Source organism: Mesorhizobium sp. WSM4822 (assembly GCF_055811155.1).
Genome location: NZ_JBVVQM010000018.1, coordinates 29,843 through 49,714, shown reverse-complemented (window position 1 = coordinate 49,714; position 19,872 = coordinate 29,843). Strand labels below are relative to the sequence as shown.

The following is a 19,872-nucleotide window of genomic DNA, read 5'->3' as shown; positions in this document are numbered from 1 at the left end:
ATTGTTCCAGCCAGCCCCCGATGGCTACGGATCAGCCGACGATGCGCAGGTTCGACAATTCGTTGCCGATTTCCTTGAAATCGTTCGACAAGCTGGCGCCGGTGGCATTCCAGAACAGTTTTGCCGGCTTGCTCGCGTCCGTCGGGTCCTTGCGGAAGCGCGAGTTCGACGAGCAGGATTTCAGCGCCTCGATCGCCTGCTGGTCGGCGATTTTAGTCGTCGACAGATCGAGCGCCACAGTCATCACCATGATGTTGGCTGCCTTGGCGTTGTTGCAAAGCGTCGCCATCTGCTCGTTGAGCGCGTTGGTATAATTGCCGTTAGAATAATCGAATTGGCCAATGGTGCTCGATGTGCCCATGAACAGGCGGCCCACCGACGTGCCGTTGTAGCCGGGTTTGAGATAGCCGAAGGACGCATAAGTCGATTTCGAATCGGCGGGGTCGGAATAGCCGAGCGAGGAAGGCGTGTAGTAGGTGTTGGCGCCGTCGGTCAGCACGATCACGACCTTGTCGTTGCCTCTCTCGGTTTCCGGGCGGCCTTGCGTGAAGGGATCGCCGCTCGAAACCACGCGCCATCCCCAGGCCATGCCTTCGGGAACATTGGTGCCGCCGTCGGGCTTCATCAGGTCGATCGCGGCCTTGATCGCGGTGAGCCCAGTGGCAACGCTGACATCGGTCAGCGGCGTGATCGGGTTGGTGGAGCAGCTGTAGTTCGGCCCGTTGCCGGCGGCCAGCGCCGGCGCATTGATCGGCCGCGGCTGGAAATATTTGGCCATGTTGCGCAACCGGGATTGGCCGGTGCTGCTTGTCGGGTCGTCGTTCCACCAGCTGTTCACGGCGCCGTAGGTCGTCGGCGTGGCCTCATCGGGATCTTGGGTGAGCCTCCAATGGTTGCCGGGTTCGTCGGGGGCGAACATCGGCACGAACATCGTTGCCGGATCGCCAACCCCTATGCCGGTGTTCGCCGAGCCGCCGGACGGCGCGGCGTCGTTGACATTGTAGGGATAGGGCCTGGCCTCGACGCAACCTTGCCAACTGGCGAACGGGCCATAGGAATCGATGTAATCATATTCGTCATGGCTTCGTTTGCAGGTGTTGTTCGAGTTGTATTCGTCGCAAACCACGCGCTTGCTGTTGGTGACACGCTCATGGTTGGTGACGACCTTCATGTCCCGGTAGAGCGAAAACCGGGTCAGCATCTGGCCTTCGTCGGTACCCCATCCGGTGCCGCGCTTGTACCAGATACCGTTGGTCTGCTGGGCGTATTTGTCGACCGCGTTCAGCGTCGACCAGTCGAAATTCTCGTTCGATACCGGCGACAATCCTTCGGTGTCCATCCAGGACGCGTTACCGTTGCCGGGGCCGACATTGACCGAGGCGGCAAACGGCACGAGGCCGAACTGCACCGGCCTGTCGACCTGCTTGATCATGGCCGCCTGCTGGGCCAGCGTGTCGACCAGCTGTTTGGCCGCGGTCTTGAGAAGGTCGATGCGCGTTTGACCCGAGCCCGTTCCGGTCTTGGTCATCGACCCGGAATTGTCGAGCGCCAGGGCGACTTCAAGAGTGTTCTTCAGCCGCACTTCCGAGGTCACGTTGAAGCTGATCTTCTGGTTGGCGTCGGTTTCGGATTTGCCGACGAGCTGACCGAAGACCGGATAGAAATAGGGCTTGTAGTCAAGCCGCGCGCTCATTTTGAGCAAGCCCCCGCCGGCGGTGTTGCTTGGCAAGGTGACGCTGAGCGTCGTGTTGGCGGGGTTGATCTTGTTGAGGTTGGCATTGAAGAAGTCGAGCGCATAGGCCCTCAACTGGTCGTCGGTAGCACCCTCCGTCAGCCGGCGCGCCGTGGCGAAGTTTGCGGCATCGAGCGCATTCGAAACCGCCTGTTTTTCGCGGCTCATCTCGGTGAAGTCGACGGCTATCGCCAGGGCGCCCATGAGCGGAACCATCGCAACGACCGTCATAAGAGCATAGTTGCCGCGCTTGTCGCGGCAGAACTGACGCCAAAGTTCATGCATGTCTTGCAGCGGCCCCCGCCGGCGGATTCTCGATCGATGCCAGTTTTCCACAAAACGCTGAAGGCCGCGTTTGGGAAATCGCTCTATTGCCGGGGCAGCGCTTCACCAACCGCTAACCAATCGTGACTGGCGAAAGCTGGTGACAGGCCGGGGCGGTTCGGCTAATCCGAACCGGCTGCGGCGAACCGTCGGTCGCGGCGATCGCAACGATCATGACTGAAGGAAACGGCATGGCGGATTCGCCTGAAATCATCGGCTCGCTCGAAGACGTGTCGAAGTCCTATTCGGCAATCCTGTGCGATGTCTGGGGTGTGGTCCACAATGGTGAAACGCATTTCCCGGTGGCGGCTTCCGCACTGGCAAGGGCTCGAGAGGCGAAAATCCCCGTCGTCCTGATCACCAATTCGCCGCGCAGAAGTGCCGATGTCGTGGCGCAGATGAACGCGATCGGTGTTCCACCGTCAGCCTACGACCGGGTGGTTACCTCAGGCGACGTGACGCGGGATCTGATCGCCGAAGGGCCGCGCAAGATTTTCCATATCGGCGCCGACCGGGACTTCACCCTCTATGAAGGTCTCGACGTCGAGCTTGTCGAGGAGTTCGAGGCGTCCGGCGTCGTCTGCACCGGCCTGTTCGACGACGAGGTCGAAAAACCCGAGGATTACACGGAGCTCCTGCGGCGGCTGCGCGCCAGGAACCTGCCTTTCATCTGCGCAAATCCCGACATCGTGGTCGAGCGCGGCGAACGCATCATCTGGTGTGCCGGCGCGCTGGCGCGTGACTATGCCCAGCTTGGCGGCCGCACATTGATCGCTGGAAAACCTTACGCGCCGATCTACAATCTCGCGATGAAGGAGGTTGCCGAGATTCTTGGCCAGCCGGTCGAGCGCGGCCAGGTGCTTGCCATCGGCGACGGCATGATGACCGATGTGAAGGGCGCCGCCGACAATGGCTTCGATGTTCTTTATGTCTCCGGCGGCATCCATGCCCGCGACTATGGCGATGCCCTGCAACCGGATCCGGCAAGATTGGCGGCGTTCCTGGAAAAGCATGGCTATGGTCCGGTGGCCGTCATTCCCAGGCTTCGGTAGGTGACGATGGCAGCCTTCCAACGCATCCTCGCAACCGCGCCGCTTCCCGCCGACCTGCGCGGCGGCGTCGTGGCGATCGGCAATTTCGATGGCGTCCATCGCGGCCATCAGGCGGTGCTCGAGCGCGCCTCTGCCGAGGCCGGACGGCGCGGCGTACCGGCCCTGGTGCTGACGTTCGAACCGCATCCGCGCAAGATCTTCAGGCCTGATATCCCGTTGTTCGTGCTGACGCCGCCGCCGATGAAGGCGCGGCTCCTGTCGCTGCTGGGCTTTGCCGCGCTGGTCGAGCAGCCGTTCACGCGCGACTTCGCCTCGCTGTCGGCGGAAGCGTTCGTGACGGATGTGCTGGAAACGAACCTTGGCATTACCCACGCCGTGACCGGGTTCGATTTCCACTTCGGCAAGGATCGTCAAGGCGGCCCGGCCTACCTGATGGCGGCGGGTGAGCGTCACGGCTTCGGCGTCACGCTCGTCGACGCCTTCCGGGACGAGGGCGCCGAGGTGGTGTCGTCCAGCCGCATCCGCGGATTGCTGGGCGAGGGCGAAGTGGCTGAAGCCGCCGGTCTGCTCGGCTACCGCTTCACCGTCGAAAGTGAGGTGGTTGGCGGACAGCAGCTTGGCCGCACCCTTGGCTTTCCAACCGCGAATATGAGGCTGTCGGCTGAAGCCGCACTCAAGGAGGGCATCTATGCCGTCCGCTTCCGCCGCTCCGACGGCACGCTTCACGACGGCGTCGCCAGCTTCGGCCGTCGCCCGACCGTCGACGACAATGGCGCGCCGCTGCTGGAAACCTTCGTCTTCGACTTCTCCGAAGACCTCTATGGCGAGGTCTGTCAGGTTTCCTTCTTCGGTTTCCTGCGCCCGGAGGTGAAGTTCGATGGGCTCGACGCGCTGGTCGCGCAGATGAAGCGCGATGAAGCCGAGGCACGCGCGCTGCTTGCCGGCGTCAAGCCGCTCTCCGATCTCGATGCGGCCATGGCATTTTAAGGTCTGTTGATATTCAGGTGAGGCCGGCCTGCAAATGGTGGTTTCCTCCGCTTCCGGTGCTCACGTACCCAAACGTACGCTCCGCTCCGGTTCTCGGAACCCACCCTTTTCGGCTCGGCCTGACCTGAATCTCAACAGGCCTTAGGCATGATCCCTACTTTTTCAGCGCCAGGCCGACGGCGATGAAGGTCCAGCCCTGGAAGATCAGGTCGATCGCAAGGAACAGACCGAGCACCCACAGGCTGTTGACCGGCCAGCCCATGGCGATGATCAGACCTGCAAGCGCGCTGATGACACCGGCGGCGACGAGCCAGCCCCAGCCGCGTTCCGGCCGGTGGCTGTAGCCGACCCAGGCCCTGAGCACCCCTGACGCGACCAGCGCGATCGCCAGCAGGAACGTCAGCACCGCCGAGGCAAGCAACGGATTGCCGAAAGCGAAGAAGCCGGCGACGGCGTACAGCAGTCCGCTGAGCAGCCAGTAGAAGAAGCGATTCCAGGACTTGACGCCGAACGCGTGCACGATCTCGATGATACCCGCCATCAGCATCAGCCATCCCACGACGTAGACGGAAGCCACCGTGGCGACGAACAGATTGGCGAAGGCAATGCCGCCGAAGATGAGCAGCAGCACACCGAGTGCGACAAACCATCCCCATTTTGTCCGTGTCTGTTCGATCCCGATTTTCAAGGCATCGCCATGCAGGGTCATTGTCGCGGTCTCCATCGAGGGCTGCGGAATACTGCGGATGGAAGGTAATCCGGGCGCGAGCCAACGTCCAGCCGATGACCGGCAGCGGGATCGCGGCAAAGCGCGAGCATATGTCTCGGCTTTAAATCAAATTTTACCAAACGGCCGTCAAAGCTGTCATCGGCAATCATATGCGTTGTGTTAGTGGAGTGGCCATGAGTTCGGTCGGAAGAATCTCTCTTGTGTTGGCCGCCGCGGTGCTGGGTGGGACGGGCGCTGCCAATGCGGGCGAGGGCAGCTGGCTGTCCGGCGACTGGTATCTGACCGTAGGTGCCACCGGCATGGTGGCGCCGAATTTCGAGGGCGGCAAAAAGTACCTGCTCAGCGCCTCGCCGATCATTTCGCTGGGCAAGGCCGGACCTGCTGCCCGCTTTGTCTCGCGCAACGACAACATCTCGCTGGCGCTGGTCGATGATGGCGGTTTCCGCGCTGGCCTGACCGGCAAGTTCCTGTTTTCCCGCGATGACGACAACGCCGATGAGCTGAAGGGCCTCGATCCGGTGCGCTGGGGCGGGGAAGTCGGCGGCTTCTTCGAATTCTATCCGACCGACTGGCTGCGCGCCCGCGCCGAGCTGCGCCACGGCATTCGCGCTCACAACGGCTTTGTCGCCGACATCGCCGCAGATGCCTTTTACGATGTGACGCCGACCGTCAGGATTTCGGGCGGCCCGCGTGTTTCCTTTGCGTCAGGCAATTATTTCGACGCCTATTACGGCGTCAACGCGCAGGAAGCCGTGGCCTCGGGCTTGAGCGAATATCATCCCGGTGGCGGGCTGAAATCGACCGGCCTCGGCGGCGCCATAACCTGGAAGGTGACCGAGCCGATGACCGCCAGCCTGTTTGGCGAATATTCGCGCCTGATGGGACCGGCGGCCGATTCCAGCCTGGTCAAGGAGCGCGGCGACCGCAACCAGTTCATGATTGGCGTGTCGACCACCTACCGCTTCGATTTCACGATGTAAGTGAATCGAACGAGACGCTTTATTCCTGCCGTGGCTTCGGCTAAAAGCCCAGCCATGACCAGCTTTTCGCGCCTTTTCGCGATCGCGATACGAATTACAGGCCCGGTGTTCCGGGTGGCCTGAGCGCCGCCGGAGCCGCCGGGAGTTTCTGCGCGCCCCCTCGCGCTTTCTCCATAACATGATAGTTCACGCCCGAGCTTGTACGCCCGCCGGGCAATGCAAATGGCAGACCAATGACCGATACAACTGAAACGATCGACTATTCCAAGACGCTTTACCTGCCGCAGACGGATTTCCCGATGCGTGCCGGCTTGCCGGAGAAGGAGCCGCTGCTGGTCAAGCGCTGGCAGGACATGGATCTCTACCGCAAGCTGCGCGAGAGCGCTGCCGGCCGCACGAAATACGTTCTGCATGACGGGCCGCCCTACGCCAACGGCAACATCCATATCGGCCACGCGCTGAACAAGATCCTCAAGGATGTCATCACCCGCTCGTTCCAGATGCGCGGCTACGACTCGAACTATGTGCCCGGCTGGGACTGCCACGGCCTGCCGATCGAGTGGAAGATCGAGGAGCAGTACCGCGCCAAGGGCAAGAACAAGGACGAGGTGCCGGTCAACGAATTCCGCAAGGAATGCCGTGAGTTCGCCGCGGGTTGGATCGCTGTGCAGGGGGCCGAGTTCCAGCGCCTCGGCGTCATCGGCGATTTCGAGAATCCCTATACGACGATGGCCTTCCATGCCGAGTCGCGCATCGCCGGCGAGCTTTTGAAATTCGCCATGTCGGGCCAGCTCTATCGCGGCTCCAAGCCGGTAATGTGGAGCGTGGTCGAGCGTACGGCGCTGGCCGAGGCCGAGATCGAGTACCACGACTATGAGAGCGACACGATCTGGGCGAAGTTTCCGGTCGCCAGCTTGGCCCGCCCTGTCGATGGCGAGACCAAGCTGACGGAGGGCGCACTCGATCTGCTGCAGGCACATGTCGTCATCTGGACGACGACGCCATGGACGATCCCCGGCAACCGTGCCGTCAACTATTCGCCGCGCATCAACTATGGCCTCTATGAGGTCACGGCAGCTGAAAACGCATTCGGCCCGCAGCCGGGTGAAAAACTGATTTTTGCCGACGCGCTGGCTGAAGACTCCTCGGTCAAGGCCAAGGTCACCTTGAATCGTCTCCGCAGTGTTTCGGCGCAAGAGCTTGGAAGCCTTACGCTTTCGCATCCGCTCAAAGGTTTTTGCGGCGGCTACGACTTTGCCGTTCCGATGCTCGCCGGCGACCATGTCACCGACGATGCCGGCACCGGCTTCGTCCACACCGCGCCCGGCCATGGCCGCGAGGACTTTGACGCCTGGATGGATGCGGCGGTGGATCTGCGCGCACGCGGCATCGATCCCGCTATCCCGTTCACCGTCGACGATGGCGGCTTCTTCACCAAGGACGCGCCGGGTTTCGGCCCCGACCGGGAGGGTGGACCGGCGCGCGTCATCGACGACAACGGCAAGAAGGGCAACGCCAACCAGGCCGTCATCGACGAGCTGATCAAGCGCAACGCGCTGTTCGCGCGCGGCCGGCTGAAGCACAGCTACCCTCACTCCTGGCGGTCCAAGAAACCGATCATCTTCCGCAACACGCCGCAGTGGTTCGTCTACATGGACAAGGACCTCGGCGACGGCTCGACACTGCGCAGCCGGGCGCTCAAGGCCATCGACGACACCCGCTTCGTGCCCGCCGCCGGCCAGAACCGCATCCGCGCCATGATCGAGGAGCGGCCGGACTGGGTGCTGTCGCGCCAGCGCGCCTGGGGCGTGCCGATCGCCGTCTTCGCCGATGCCGACGGCAATGTGCTGAAGGACGAAGCGGTCAACCAGCGCATCATGGACGCCTTCGAGCAGGAGGGCGCCGACGCCTGGTTCGCGGCTGATGCCAAGGAGCGTTTCCTTGGCAATCACGACGCTTCGAAGTGGAAGCAGGTGATGGACATCCTCGACGTCTGGTTCGATTCGGGCTCGACGCACGCCTTCACGCTGGAAGATCGTCCTGACCTGAAATGGCCGGCCGACGTCTATCTCGAAGGCTCCGACCAGCATCGCGGCTGGTTCCACTCCTCGCTGCTGGAAAGCTGCGGCACCAGGGGCAGGGCGCCCTACGATACTGTCGTCACCCATGGTTTCACCATGGACGAGGATGGCCGCAAGATGTCGAAGTCGCTGGGCAACACCGTGGTGCCGCAGGACGTCATCAAGCAGTCGGGCGCCGATATACTGCGTCTGTGGGTGGTGACGACCGACTACTGGGAGGACCAGCGGCTCGGCAAGAACGTGCTACAGACCAACATCGACGCCTACCGCAAGCTGCGCAACACCATCCGCTGGATGCTGGGTACGCTTGCCCATGACGATGGCGAAGAGGTGCCGCTGGAGAAAATGCCGGAGCTGGAGCGGCTGATGCTGCACCGGCTGGCCGAGCTCGATGAGGTCGTGCGCTCGGGCTACGACGCCTTCGAATTCAAGCGCATCACCCGCATGCTGCTCGATTTCATGGTGGTCGAGCTGTCGGCGTTCTATTTCGACATCCGCAAGGACGCGCTCTACTGCGACGCGCCGTCGAGCCTGAAGCGCAAGGCTTCGGTGCAGGTGGTGCGCCATCTCTTCGACTGCCTGGTAAAATGGCTGGCGCCGATGCTGCCTTTCACCATGGAGGAGGCCTGGCTTGACCGTCATCCCGACGCCGTCTCGGTGCATCTCGACCAGTTCCCGCAAATCCCGGCGGACTGGAAGAACGAGGCGCTGGCGGAAAAGTGGCGCCAGGTGCGGCAGGTGCGGCGCGTCGTTACCGGCGCGCTGGAGATCGCGCGCGCCCAGAAGGTGATCGGATCGTCGCTGGAAGCGGTGCCGGTCGTCACAATCAACGACGCAGCGCTCGAAGCGGCGATTTCAGATGTCGACATGGCCGAGATGGCGATCACCAGCGATCTGGTCATCGCTCATGGCGAGGCACCGGCTGGTGCCTTCGCGATCGACGACGTCAAGGGTGTCGCCGTGGTGGTCGAGAAGGCTGACGATCGTGGCCTGTTAAAATGTGCACGCTCCTGGCGCTACACCGCCGATGTCGGCCAGGATCCGGAATTCCCGGATGTTTCGGCCAGGGATGCGGCGGTGCTGCATGAATTGAAGGCGCTTGGCCGGCTTTAGCGGTTAGTCGGCTGGATCGGTGCACAAATGCCACGCCGGGCGGGCGAAAACCGCCCGCGCGTTGCCCTTAACGAGTGGTTGAGGTAAACACGCGAAACTCCGGAAGACAAATTGTCGCCGGATTTCCGTCGCAAGTGCTTGGACGATGGGGACCGGCCACAAGGCTGGTGGCAATCGAGAGGCTGTCTAGAGTGGGACTTTTTGGCATGACCGAGAGATATAATGCGCGCTTGGCGCTGCTGGCGCCGCTTGTCGCGTCGGGCCTCGCTTTGTCCGGCTGCATGGGCTCTCCGACCTACGGCACCGACAAGACCGCCGGCGAACAGCTGGCCGGCGATATTTCGGGCGCCTTTTCATTCGCGCCGAAGCGCAAGGAACAGATCGACTACAAGCCGCGTCCGACGCTCGTGAAGCCGGCGCCAGGCCAGAAGGAAGCGCTGCCGGCCCCGCAGGACAGCATCGAGACGGCGAGCGCCGAATGGCCCGAATCGCCCGAGCAGCGCCGCGCCCGCTTGCGCGCCGACGCCACCGCCCATCAGAACGACCCGGCCTATCAGTCGGAGATCATCGACGACGTGCAGACGGACCCGGCCTCGGTGAAGAGGGCGATGGCGGAGTCAGGGTCGAGCCACCCGCCGGCATGGACACCGGCCGATTCCGACAAGGGCCGTGCCGCCGAGATCCAGCGCCGCCTTGCCGACAGCAAGCAGGGCGATCCGAACACCCGCAAATATCTGAGCGAGCCTCCAGTGCAGTATCGTGTCGCGGCCGGCACGGCGCCGCAAGATCAGCTTGGCGAGGACGAGTACAAGAAGGAACGCCGCCTGAAGAAAGAGGCGGAAGGCAAGAAGGGCAGCGGCTGGTTCGACTGGATGCCGTCTCTGTAAGAATACCACGTTGTGTCGCCGGGCGTTGCGCCCGGTTCAGCCGCGCCGTTCCCGGAAAAATTCCTTGAGCAATAGACCCGCTTCGGTCTCGCCCATGCCCGGATAGATGTCGGGCGCGTGGTGGCAGGTCGGCGAGGCGAAAAAACGTACGCCATTGACCACGGCACCGCCCTTGTCGTCGGCGGCGCCGAAATAAAGCCGGCGCAGCCGGGCGAAGGAAATGGCGCCGGCACACATGGCGCAAGGTTCCAGCGTCACATAGAGATCATGGCCGGTCAGCCGCTCGGCCGACAGTTTGCGGCAAGCTTCGCGGATGACCAGCATCTCGGCATGCGCGGTCGGGTCGGCAAGTTCGCGTGTGCGGTTGCCGGCGCTGGCGACAACACCAGCGCCATTGGCGATGACGGCGCCGACCGGCACTTCGCCTCGCAAGGCGGCAGCCTCGGCCTCCTTCAGCGCCAGCGCCATGAAGTCGGGCCGCTTCACGCGATTTCCACTCCGATTATCTCCTCGCCACCTGACGGAGCAAGTTCGTTTCGAATGAACCGCACTTGCTCCAGGCCGTTGATTTTCGTTTGTCTTTTTGGAAAAACCGGTCTCCACTTTTCCCTGACAAACTCCAGTGATCCTGTTATTGAGCGCAGGACCTCGAAAATCGGGACTCGGTTTTCGAAAATGATCATGCGCCACATCAAAAGTGCTACAGCGTTCGTTGCGCGCCCGAAAGGATGCGCCACGCTGTAGCAGCGCAAACGGATAAAGGCCACATGGACGACAACGACAAGAAATTCCGACCCAGGAAGGGTCCGGCCAAGAGTGGGCCGAAACCCGCGGGACCGCGCAGCCGTGATGGCGCCGCGGGCAAGGGCGGCAAGCCGTCCTTTGGCGCCAAGAAACCTTACGCACCGCGTGGCGATCGGCCGATGGCTGCCGATGGCGAGCGGCCGAAGCGCGATTTCAAGGGCGGGGACAAGCCTTTCAACAAAGGCCCGCGTCCCGAAGGCAAGCCTTTTGAAAAGCGCGAGGGGCCGCGCAAGCCTTATGCACCGCGCGGCGATCGCCCGGTGGCCGCCGAAGGCGAGCGCAAGCCCTATGAAAAGCCCGAGGGGCCGCGCAAGCCTTATGCGCCCCGTGGCGATCGCCCGGTGGCCGCCGAAGGCGAGCGCAAGCCCTATGAAAAGCGCGAGGGGCCGCGCAAGCCCTATGCACCGCGGGGCGACCGACCGGCTGCGGCGGCAGCGGGCGGCGAAAAGCGTTTCGACCGTCCCACGCGTGATTTCAGTGACCGCGCGCCGCGCGACGGCGGCGATCGACCGAAGCGTGACTTCGCCGACCGCCCCAAGCGTGACTTCGGCGATCGCCCGAAGCGGGATTTCAACGATCGGCCGCAAGGCGCGTCAGACGGCAGCTTCAAGCCACGCCCGCGTCCCGCCGAGGGCGCGGAAGAGGCAGGCGAGCGCATCGCCAAGCGGCTGGCCCGCGCCGGCCTGGCCTCGCGCCGCGATGCCGAGGAGCTGATCGCCGCCGGCCGCGTCAAGGTCAATGGCCGCGCCCTGACTTCGCCGGCCTTCAACGTCATGCCTGATGACATCATCCATCTCGACGGCATGGAAATCCCGCCGATCGAGCGCACCCGGCTGTTCCTGTTCCACAAGCCGGCCGGCGTCGTCACCACCAACCGCGATCCCGAGGGCCGCAAGACCGTCTTCGACGTGCTGCCGGCTGAATTGCCGCGGCTGATGACCATCGGCCGGCTCGACATCAACACCGAAGGCCTGCTGCTGCTCACCAATGATGGCGGCCTGTCGCGCGTGCTCGAACTGCCGGCCACCGGCTGGCTGCGCCGCTACCGCGTGCGCGTCCACGGCAAGGTCGAGGAAAGCGCGCTTGCCGGCCTGCGTGAAGGCATTGCCGTCGACGGCGTGTTCTACGGTGCCATCGAAGCGACGCTCGACCGCGAGCAAGGCACCAATGCCTGGCTGACGATCGGCCTGCGCGAGGGCAAGAACCGCGAAGTCAGAAACATTCTCGGCTCGCTCGGCCTAGACGTGACGCGGCTGATACGCATCTCCTACGGGCCGTTCCAACTCGATGACCTCGCCGAGGGCCATGTGCTGGAGATCAAGGGGCGCGTGCTGCGTGACCAGCTCGGCGAGCGCCTGGTCGAGGAATCCGGCGCCAATTTCGACGCCGATGTCACCAAGCCGTTTTCCAACAAACCGGTGCGGCGCACCGAAGTTCGCGAGCCGGAGCCGGAGCGGCCTAAGTTCACCCGCGACGGTGAGCGCCGCCCGATCGGCGAGGGCGGTTTGATCAAGAACCGCAAACGCCGCGAAGGCAGCCGCGACGAGGCGCTGGGCAAACTGTCGACAAGTCCCGACAGAAGCGCGGAGAAGAGTTTTGGCGAACGCGGCCCGCGCCCCGAACGCAGCTTCGGCGACAAGCCGCGCGGCGGCTTCGGCGACAAGCCTCGCGGTGGCTTTGGTGACAAACCGCGTGGTGCTTTTGGCGGCAAGCCGGGCGGCGGCAAGAAATCCGAGCGCGAGCAGCGGCCGATCGAGCCGCCCGGCCAGCGCAAGGCCAATGTCTGGATGGCACCGGGCGCGCGGCCGATCGGCAAGGGCAGGGCCGATGCAGACGCAGCCAAGGCCGCTGAAGCAAAGGCGCGAAAGGCATCGTTCAAACCGACCTATGGTAAACCGGCCGGCGCAAAGCCGTTCGGCAAGCCGCGCGGCGACCGTCCGACCAGCACACGCGGTGAGCGGCCGCGCGGCGGCCCCAAGGGCAAGTAATGCGGATCGTCGGCGGTGAGTTTCGCGGGCGTCCGCTGGCCACGCCGCGCAGCGACGCCATCCGGCCGACGACCGATCGCACCCGCGAGGCGGTCTTCAACGTGCTGGCGCATCGCTTTGCCGCGCAATTGGACGGCGCGCGCGTGCTCGACCTGTTCGCCGGCACCGGTGCGCTGGGGCTGGAAGCCCTGTCGCGCGGTGCCTCCTATGGCGTCTTCATCGAGGAATCGGCCGAAGGCCGTGGCCTGATCCGCGACAATGTCGAGGCCTTCGGCCTGACCGGCCGCACCAAGATCTTCCGCCGCGATGCCACCGGCCTTGGCGAAGCGGGCACGCTGGCGCCGTTCGGCCTCGTCTTTGCCGACCCGCCCTATGGCAAGGGCCTTGGCGAGCGCGCCTTGCAGTCGGCGAAAGCCGGCGGCTGGCTTCGCCCTGGCGCGCTGTGCGTGGTCGAAGAGGCGGCAGTGGCGCCCTTCGAGCCGGGCCCCGGCTTTTCCGTGCTGGACGAGCGCAACTATGGCGAGACCGTCATCCGCTTTATCGAGGCGGCCTGATACGCCTTCGCGATTGGCGGTTCCTCTCCCCCGCTTCACGGGGGCGAGGAACCGAGCTCCGCCTCTAAAATGACCAACAATTAACTTTGCTTGTCGCCAGTACCTTGCCTATCGTCTGCAGACAGAACCGGAGCCGTTGATGACATCCAGGATTGAATGGCTGCGCGGAACGCTGTTGGCGTCCTCTTTGGCTTTTGTCATGACCAGCCCGGTGGCGGCCGAGAGCCCCGTCTTGCCCAACACGGTTCCGGCCGAGTTCAAGGTCACGGATTTCCTGCTCGACAACGGCATGGAGGTGGTCGTCATTCCCGACCACCGTGCGCCGATCGTCACCCACATGGTCTGGTACAAGATCGGCAGCGCCGACGAGCCGCCCGGCAAATCCGGCATTGCCCATTTCTTCGAACATCTGATGTTCAAGGCGACGACCAACCATGCGGCGGGCGAGTTCGACCGCGCCATCTCCGATATCGGCGGCTCCAACAACGCCTTCACCTCCTACGACTACACCGCCTTCCACGAGACGGTGGCACCGTCGGCACTCGAGTTGATGATGAGCTTCGAGGCCGATCGCATGCGCAATCTCATACTCACCGACGATGTCATCAAGACCGAGCGCGATGTCATCCTCGAGGAGCGCCGCTCGCGCATCGACAACAGCCCCGAGGCCGTGCTGGACGAGGAGGTCGATGCGACGCTGTGGCAGAACCAGCCCTATCGCATTCCGGTCATCGGCTGGATGCAGGAGATGCAGCAGCTGAACCGCGCCGACGCTGTCGCCTTCTACGACAAATACTACCGGCCCAACAACGCGGTGCTGATCGTTGCCGGCGATGTCGAACCGGATACGGTGCGGGCGCTGGCCGAAAAGACCTATGGCAAGGTGGCGCGCGGCCCCGATCTGCCGCCGCGCATCCGTCCGGTCGAGCCGGAGCAGAACACCAAGCGCACGGTGACGCTCGCCGATGCCCGCGTCAGCGTGCCGAGCTTTTCCACCCAATGGGTGGTGCCGTCCTATCACACAGGCAAGCCGGGCGAGGCGGAAGCGCTCGACCTCTTGGCGGAGATCCTCGGCGGCGGCAATCGCAGCCGGCTCTACCAGGCGCTCGTCGTCCAGCAAGGTATCGCATCCAGCGCCGGCGCCTTTTTCCAGGGCACCATGCTCGACGACACCAACTTCACCGTCTATGGCGCGCCGCGCGGGGATGCCAAAATCTCCGACGTCGAAGCGGCGGTCGATGCCGAAGTGGTGCGCATCGTCAAGGATGGCGTCACGCCTTCGGAGCTGGAAAAGGCCAAGGACCGCTATGTCAGGTCGATGACCTTTGCCCGCGACAAGCAGGATTCCATGGCCAACATCTATGGCTCGACGCTTGCCACCGGCGGCAATGTTCAGGACCTCCAGCAGTGGACGGACCGCATCCGCAAGGTCACGGCAGACGAGGTCAAGGCCGTCGCCGCGCGCTATCTCGTGCTCGCCCGGTCGACCACCGGTTATTTGCTGCCGCAGCAACAGGCGGGGAATTGATTTGATGAAGAGATCGAGCGTTGGCGCTGCCCTTCACCTGCCTGCCGGCATCCTCTCCCCGTACAGTGACGGGGAGAGGGGCGCCGCCATCGCCGGTTTCGCCAATCACCATGGTTGCAAGACGGACGCCGAGGTTGCGGCCAGCCTCCTTCTCCCCGTCACTATACGGGGAGAAGTGCCCGGCAGGGCGATGAGGGGCGGCGCCGACTTCGACAATTGTTCGTTTGGAACGACCACCCCGAGCCGCGCTATCGCCCCGCTGATCACTTTACTTCTCTCCATCCTCTTCCTCATCCTGCCGGCACTCACCGCGCGGGCCATGGATATCCAGTCCGTCACCTCGCCAAAGGGCATCACCGCCTGGCTGGTCGAGGACTATTCCGTGCCGGTTGTCGCCATCCGCTTCGTCTTCGGCGGCGGCTCGACGCAGGATCCGGTCGGCAAGGAAGGGCTGGCCAATCTGATGACCGGCCTGTTCGACGAAGGCGCCGGCCCGCTCGACAGTGAAGACTTCCAGATCAAGCTCGACGATGCCGGCGCCGAGATGAGCTTCGACGAGAGCCGCGACGGCATCTACGGCTCGATGCGCATGCTGGCCGAGCAGCGCGACCAGGCCTTCGACCTGTTGCGGCTGGCGGTCAACGAGCCGCGCTTCGACCAGCTGCCGATCGACCGCATCCGCTCCCAGATCCTGTCCGGCATCGTCGCCGGCGAAAACGATCCCGACACGGTGGCGCAGAACAAATGGGCGCGCGCCCTCTATGGCGATCATCCCTATTCCCGCTCCGACCAGGGCACCAAGGAAAGCATCACCACCATCACGCGCGATGATCTCAATGCCTTGCACAAAGCGGTCTTCGCTCGCGGCGGCCTGCGTGTCGCCGTGGTCGGCGCCATCGACGCGGAGACGCTGAAGAAGAAGCTCGACATGGTGTTCGGCGACCTGCCGCAAAACCAGGCGCTCAGGCCGGTGGCCGATATCGACCCGAAGCTGGCGCAGCATATCGAGGTCGACTACGACCTGCCGCAGACCTCCCTGCAGCTCGCTTTTCCCGGCGTGAAACGCAAGGCGGCGGATTTCTTCCCCGCCGTGCTGATGAACGAGATTCTTGGCGGCGGCACCTTCACCTCGCGCCTGTTCCAGGAGGTGCGCGAGAAGCGCGGGCTGGCCTACAGCGTCAACTCCTCGCTCATCAACCAGGACCACGCCAGCGCGCTGATCGTCAGCACCGGCACCCGCTCCGACCGTGCGTCCGAAACGCTCGGCATCATCCGCGACGTGGTCAAGCGACTGGCCGAAGAAGGCCCGACCGAAGCGGAGCTGGCGGCCACCAAGAAATACATGATCGGCGCCTACGCCATCAACAATCTGGACTCGTCCAGCGCCATCGCCTCGACGCTGGTCGAGTTGCAGCTCGACGATCTCGGCATCGACTACATGCAGCGCCGCGCCGGCTACATCAACGCGGTGACGCTCGACCAGGTCAAGGCGGCGGCGAAGAAGCTGCTGACCGCCGAGCCGACCATCATGGTCATCGGGCCGAAGCTGGCAGGAGCCGGCAAGGGATGAGAGCGGGCGCGCATTTCTCTTTTCCGGACGCCGGCGCCGCCCCTCATCGCCCTGCCGGGCACTTCTCCCCGTATGGTAACGGGGAGAAGGGGGGTGGCCGCAACCTCGGCCCCCACCTTGCAACCTTGGTGATTGGCGAAATCGGCGATGGCAGCACCCTTCTCCCCGTCACTATACGGGGAGAGGATGCCGGCAGGCAGGTGAGGGGCGGCGCCAACTTCAACAATTGGCGGTCTCCGTCGCCGGCCAGAAACGAGGCAGGAGTCACGCAAAATGGCGCCTAGCTTCGGCATCGCCTTCGGCGGCGGCGGCGCGCGCGGGTTGGCGCATATCCATGTCATCGAGGCGCTGGACGAGTTGGGCATCAAGCCCGTGGCGATTGCCGGCTCGTCGATCGGCGCCATCATGGGCGCCGGCATGGCATCGGGTATGACCGGCAAGGACATCCACGACTATGCCCGCTCGATCCTCGGCCGCCGCGCCCAAGTGGCGAGCCGCATGTGGCGGGCGCGGCCGGGCACCATCGCCGAAGCCATGCAGGGCGGCATCCGCGTCAGCCAGTTCAACGTCGAGCGCATCCTGAAAGCCTTTCTGCCCGAAGCCATTCCCGAAACCTTCGGCGAGCTGCAAATCCCGCTGAAGGTGACGGCGACCGACTATTTCGGCCACAAGCTGGCCGTCTTCGAGGACGGCGACCTGCACTCGGCGCTGGCGGCCTCGGCCGCCATCCCCGCCGTGTTCCGGCCGGTGACGCGCGACGGCAGGCTGCTGATCGACGGCGGCATCTACAATCCCGTGCCGTTCGACCTGATCGAGAACGACGCCGACATCATCATCGGCGTCGACGTGGTCGGCGCGCCGGAAGAGGCCGACCGCAAACAGCCGACCTCCGTCGACCTGATGTTCGGCGCCACGCAATTGATGATGCAGTCGATCACCGCCAACAAGCTGAAACAATGCCGCCCCGACATCCTGGTCCGCCCGGCAGTCTCGAGATACCGCGTCCTCGATTTCCTGAAGATCGACGCCTTGATGAACGAAACGGTGGATATCAAGGACGAGCTGAAGCGGCAGGTGGAGAAGGTGGTTGAGGCGAGGAATAGCGCCGCCATCAAGGGGAGGCGGGGAAAGCAGGTCGGGTGAGGTGCATCTTTCCTTCACCTGAGAGGAGAGAGCCCAACCGACCTACGATTTCGCCGTCACCGGTGCATACTCTAGCGCCACCACGCCGTTGCTAAATGGTTTTGCGGAAATCAGGTCGAGCGTCACCGGCTCACCGATTGGGAATAGCGGCTTGCCCTGGCCGACGGTGCCTGGATAGCTGAGCAGCCTGACGCGCTCGACCAGGCCGTGGCGCAGCAATTCCTGCGCGACGCTGAGGCTGCCATGCACGTAGATGTTGCCGCCGCTGCCTTGCTTCAGCGTCCTGACCGCTTCCGGCAGAGGCCCTTTCAGCAATTCGGCCGGCTTCCAGTCGAGCGCCTTCAGGCTGGTCGAGGCGACATATTTAGGCAGCGCGTTGAACCGGTCGGCAAAATCTCCGGTTTCCGTTGGCCAGGAGCCGGCAAAGATCTCATAGGTCGTGCGCCCCAAAAGCATGGCGCCGCTGTCGGCAAGCTCGTCTTCCTTGAACCTGTTCATCTCGTCGTTCCAGGTCACGCTGGGCAGCTTCTCGACCTCGGCAATGCCATCGACGCTGATGAATTCGGTGACGATGAGTTTTCGCATAGCGCTCTCCTTCTTCCGTCAAAGGACGAACCGCGTGGGCGCTTTGCGACAGGCTTCCTGAAATATATTGCTGCGCTTCGTTGTAGTGTGGCGCTTCAGCGCGAGGCTGCGAAAGACCGATACCATGGGGAAGGGCGACCGCCGCCTGGACTAAACCCCAAAGTTCGGATTTTGATGCCACATCTGAAGTAGTTATTCCCAAGAACGCATTGCAGGAAGATTCATGGGATTCGGGGTTTTCATTCATCGCTCGGATTCGCGATACAACGATCGCCCCGCAGAGCAATACCAGTTTCCTCGCCCGTATCTGCGCCGCGTTGAAGCGTGTGTCGGCAAGTGGATTATCTACTACGAGCCCAGCAAGGTAAACGATACACGGGGCTATTACGCTGTAGCGAAAGTCCAGCAGATCATCCCCGATCCGGTAACGCCTGACATGCATCTCGCGCTGATTGAGCCCGGAAGCTACCTCGATTTCGTCAATCCTGTTCCATTTAGCGGATCTGACGGTCCCGTCGAACGAGGCCTGCTCAATGATGAGGGACGGATTTCTGGCCGCGCCCAATCTGCTGTCCGCGCACTCAGCCCAGGTGACTTCAACCGGATCATCGATCTGGGCCTGGATACGAATGAGTTGTTGCTGCCGCGCGTTGATGAGGTCGGCATATCTGCCGGCTTTCAGGATGAGCAGGCGCCATTCGAATTCGAGCAGAGTCGTGACCGCGTAAGCTACATCGGATCGCGAATCGTGCGGGACCGCATTTTTCGTCGAGTCGTCTTACGTGCCTATGACGAGCGCTGCGCGATCACAGGTCTCAAGCTGATAAATGGCGGAGGCCGAGCAGAGGTTTCTGCCGCACATATTCGACCGGTTGAGGCGAACGGGCCTGATGTCGTCAACAATGGGATCGCACTGTCCGGCACTGCGCATTGGATGTTCGACCGTGGATTGATCAGCCTGTCGGACGATTTGGAAATCCTGATCTCCAGACAGGTCAATGACTTCGACAGCGTGCAGGGCTTCATAAACAGGACGCGCCGCGCGCTTCCGCCTCGCCGACAGCTCGAACGCCCGCATCCTCATTTCTTGCAATGGCATCGCGAGCACTGTTTCAAGCAATAGGCGGTGTCTCGAAGCTGCCCCGCCTATCCATGGGAAGGCTTTGCTTACGGGCCTCCTTTAAGCGGGAAGAGCCCCCCTCAGTCCTTCGCCCGCTCCACATAGGCCCCATCGGCCGTCATCACCACCACGCGGGTGCCCGGCGCTATGTGCGGCGGCACTAGGGTGCGCACGCCGTTGGACAGCACGGCCGGCTTGTAGGATGACGAGGCCGTCTGGCCCTTGGTTGTCGGCTCGGTTTCCACCACTTCGAAGGTGGCGCGCTGCGGCAGCACCAGGGAAATGGCAATGCCGTTGAACTGCGACACCTGCACGGCCATGCCTTCCAGCAGGTAAGGCGCCATGTCGCCGACCACGGCTTCCGACACCGCGACCTGGTCGTAGCTTTCCGGGTTCATGAAATGAAAGCCTTCGCCGTCGCGATACAGGAACGTGTGCTCGCGCTCTTCCACATAGGCGCGCTCCACCTGTTCGGTGGTGCGGTAGCGTTCCGAAACCTTCACCCCGTCGCCGATGCGGCGCATGTCGAGCTGCGTTACAGGCGTGCCCTTGCCTGGGTGGATGTTTTCGGCAAAGAGGATCACATAAAGCTTGCCGTCCTTGTCGACGACGTTGCCTTTGCGGAGCGAACTGGCGATGACTTTCACCACGGTTTTAAATCCTGCAAGAAGAGTTGACTGGCGTTTGCCGGCTT

Annotated in this window: 16 protein-coding genes; 11 read left to right on the top strand and 5 right to left on the bottom strand. The window is 63.3% G+C overall.

The window, feature by feature from the left end; all coding sequences use genetic code 11:
- Positions 1–31: 31 nt before the first annotated feature.
- The gene (locus AC0L3E_RS30760) at positions 32–2,017 is read right to left on the bottom strand and encodes a TadE/TadG family type IV pilus assembly protein (RefSeq protein WP_473606416.1); all 1,986 of its coding nucleotides are present in this window, start codon (positions 2,015–2,017) and stop codon (positions 32–34) included.
- Between the two features lie 230 nt (positions 2,018–2,247).
- On the opposite strand from AC0L3E_RS30760, the gene AC0L3E_RS30755 reads away from it, so the two are divergent.
- Both AC0L3E_RS30755 and AC0L3E_RS30750 read left to right on the top strand, forming a co-directional pair.
- Positions 2,248–3,108 (top strand): TIGR01459 family HAD-type hydrolase, encoded by an 861-nt coding sequence (locus AC0L3E_RS30755; RefSeq protein ID WP_164762768.1) that lies wholly within the window; start codon positions 2,248–2,250, stop codon positions 3,106–3,108.
- 6 nt (positions 3,109–3,114) lie between these two features.
- A complete protein-coding gene (locus AC0L3E_RS30750) occupies positions 3,115–4,095 on the top strand; it encodes a bifunctional riboflavin kinase/FAD synthetase (RefSeq protein WP_473606415.1) in 981 nt (326 codons plus the stop codon).
- Between the two features lie 154 nt (positions 4,096–4,249).
- Here the strand turns inward: AC0L3E_RS30750 and AC0L3E_RS30745 are convergent, their stop codons facing one another.
- Positions 4,250–4,804 carry an HdeD family acid-resistance protein gene (locus AC0L3E_RS30745; RefSeq protein WP_127331536.1) on the bottom strand — a complete coding sequence of 185 codons (555 nt, stop codon included), beginning with the start codon at positions 4,802–4,804 and terminating at the stop codon, positions 4,250–4,252.
- A gap of 194 nt (positions 4,805–4,998) precedes the next feature.
- Between AC0L3E_RS30745 and AC0L3E_RS30740 the strand changes: the two genes are divergently transcribed.
- The 3 genes from AC0L3E_RS30740 to AC0L3E_RS30730 all read left to right on the top strand — a co-directional run bounded on the left by AC0L3E_RS30740 (position 4,999) and on the right by AC0L3E_RS30730 (position 9,886).
- Complete coding sequence (locus AC0L3E_RS30740) at positions 4,999–5,805, top strand: MipA/OmpV family protein (protein ID WP_127331538.1); 807 nt, start codon at positions 4,999–5,001, stop codon at positions 5,803–5,805.
- A 233-nt stretch (positions 5,806–6,038) separates the two neighbouring features.
- Positions 6,039–8,999: an isoleucine--tRNA ligase gene (ileS, locus tag AC0L3E_RS30735; protein ID WP_473606414.1), complete on the top strand. Its 2,961-nt coding sequence runs from the start codon at positions 6,039–6,041 to the stop codon at positions 8,997–8,999.
- A gap of 206 nt (positions 9,000–9,205) precedes the next feature.
- Entirely contained in the window at positions 9,206–9,886 is a 681-nt protein-coding gene (locus tag AC0L3E_RS30730; protein ID WP_127271160.1) for a hypothetical protein, read from the top strand.
- Positions 9,887–9,922: 36 nt separating this feature from the next.
- On the opposite strand, the gene AC0L3E_RS30725 is transcribed toward AC0L3E_RS30730, so the two are convergent.
- Positions 9,923–10,372 (bottom strand): nucleoside deaminase, encoded by a 450-nt coding sequence (locus AC0L3E_RS30725; protein ID WP_127271509.1) that lies wholly within the window; start codon positions 10,370–10,372, stop codon positions 9,923–9,925.
- A 281-nt stretch (positions 10,373–10,653) separates the two neighbouring features.
- On the opposite strand from AC0L3E_RS30725, the gene AC0L3E_RS30720 reads away from it, so the two are divergent.
- The 5 genes from AC0L3E_RS30720 to AC0L3E_RS30700 all read left to right on the top strand — a co-directional run bounded on the left by AC0L3E_RS30720 (position 10,654) and on the right by AC0L3E_RS30700 (position 17,473).
- Positions 10,654–12,678, top strand: coding sequence for a pseudouridine synthase (locus tag AC0L3E_RS30720; protein ID WP_473606413.1), 2,025 nt, complete (start codon positions 10,654–10,656; stop codon positions 12,676–12,678).
- A complete protein-coding gene (rsmD, locus tag AC0L3E_RS30715; RefSeq protein WP_128310134.1) occupies positions 12,678–13,232 on the top strand; it encodes a 16S rRNA (guanine(966)-N(2))-methyltransferase RsmD in 555 nt (184 codons plus the stop codon). The genes AC0L3E_RS30720 and rsmD overlap by 1 nt, the downstream gene beginning before the upstream one ends.
- 139 nt (positions 13,233–13,371) lie before the next feature.
- Positions 13,372–14,760 carry a M16 family metallopeptidase gene (locus tag AC0L3E_RS30710; RefSeq protein ID WP_473606412.1) on the top strand — a complete coding sequence of 463 codons (1,389 nt, stop codon included), beginning with the start codon at positions 13,372–13,374 and terminating at the stop codon, positions 14,758–14,760.
- A 190-nt stretch (positions 14,761–14,950) separates the two neighbouring features.
- The gene (locus AC0L3E_RS30705) at positions 14,951–16,330 is read left to right on the top strand and encodes a M16 family metallopeptidase (protein WP_473606432.1); all 1,380 of its coding nucleotides are present in this window, start codon (positions 14,951–14,953) and stop codon (positions 16,328–16,330) included.
- Positions 16,331–16,603: 273 nt separating this feature from the next.
- Positions 16,604–17,473, top strand: a complete 870-nt coding sequence (locus AC0L3E_RS30700) for a patatin-like phospholipase family protein (protein WP_128309988.1) — start codon at positions 16,604–16,606, stop codon at positions 17,471–17,473.
- 42 nt (positions 17,474–17,515) lie between these two features.
- Here the strand turns inward: AC0L3E_RS30700 and AC0L3E_RS30695 are convergent, their stop codons facing one another.
- On the bottom strand, positions 17,516–18,058 hold the full coding sequence (locus tag AC0L3E_RS30695; RefSeq protein WP_127321816.1) for a dihydrofolate reductase family protein: 543 nt from the start codon (positions 18,056–18,058) through the stop codon (positions 17,516–17,518).
- A 223-nt stretch (positions 18,059–18,281) separates the two neighbouring features.
- On the opposite strand from AC0L3E_RS30695, the gene AC0L3E_RS30690 reads away from it, so the two are divergent.
- Positions 18,282–19,181 (top strand): HNH endonuclease, encoded by a 900-nt coding sequence (locus AC0L3E_RS30690; protein ID WP_473606411.1) that lies wholly within the window; start codon positions 18,282–18,284, stop codon positions 19,179–19,181.
- A gap of 77 nt (positions 19,182–19,258) precedes the next feature.
- Here AC0L3E_RS30690 and efp read toward each other — a convergent pair whose 3' ends face one another.
- Positions 19,259–19,828: an elongation factor P gene (efp, locus tag AC0L3E_RS30685; RefSeq protein WP_027038615.1), complete on the bottom strand. Its 570-nt coding sequence runs from the start codon at positions 19,826–19,828 to the stop codon at positions 19,259–19,261.
- Between the last annotated feature and the right edge of the window lie 44 nt (positions 19,829–19,872).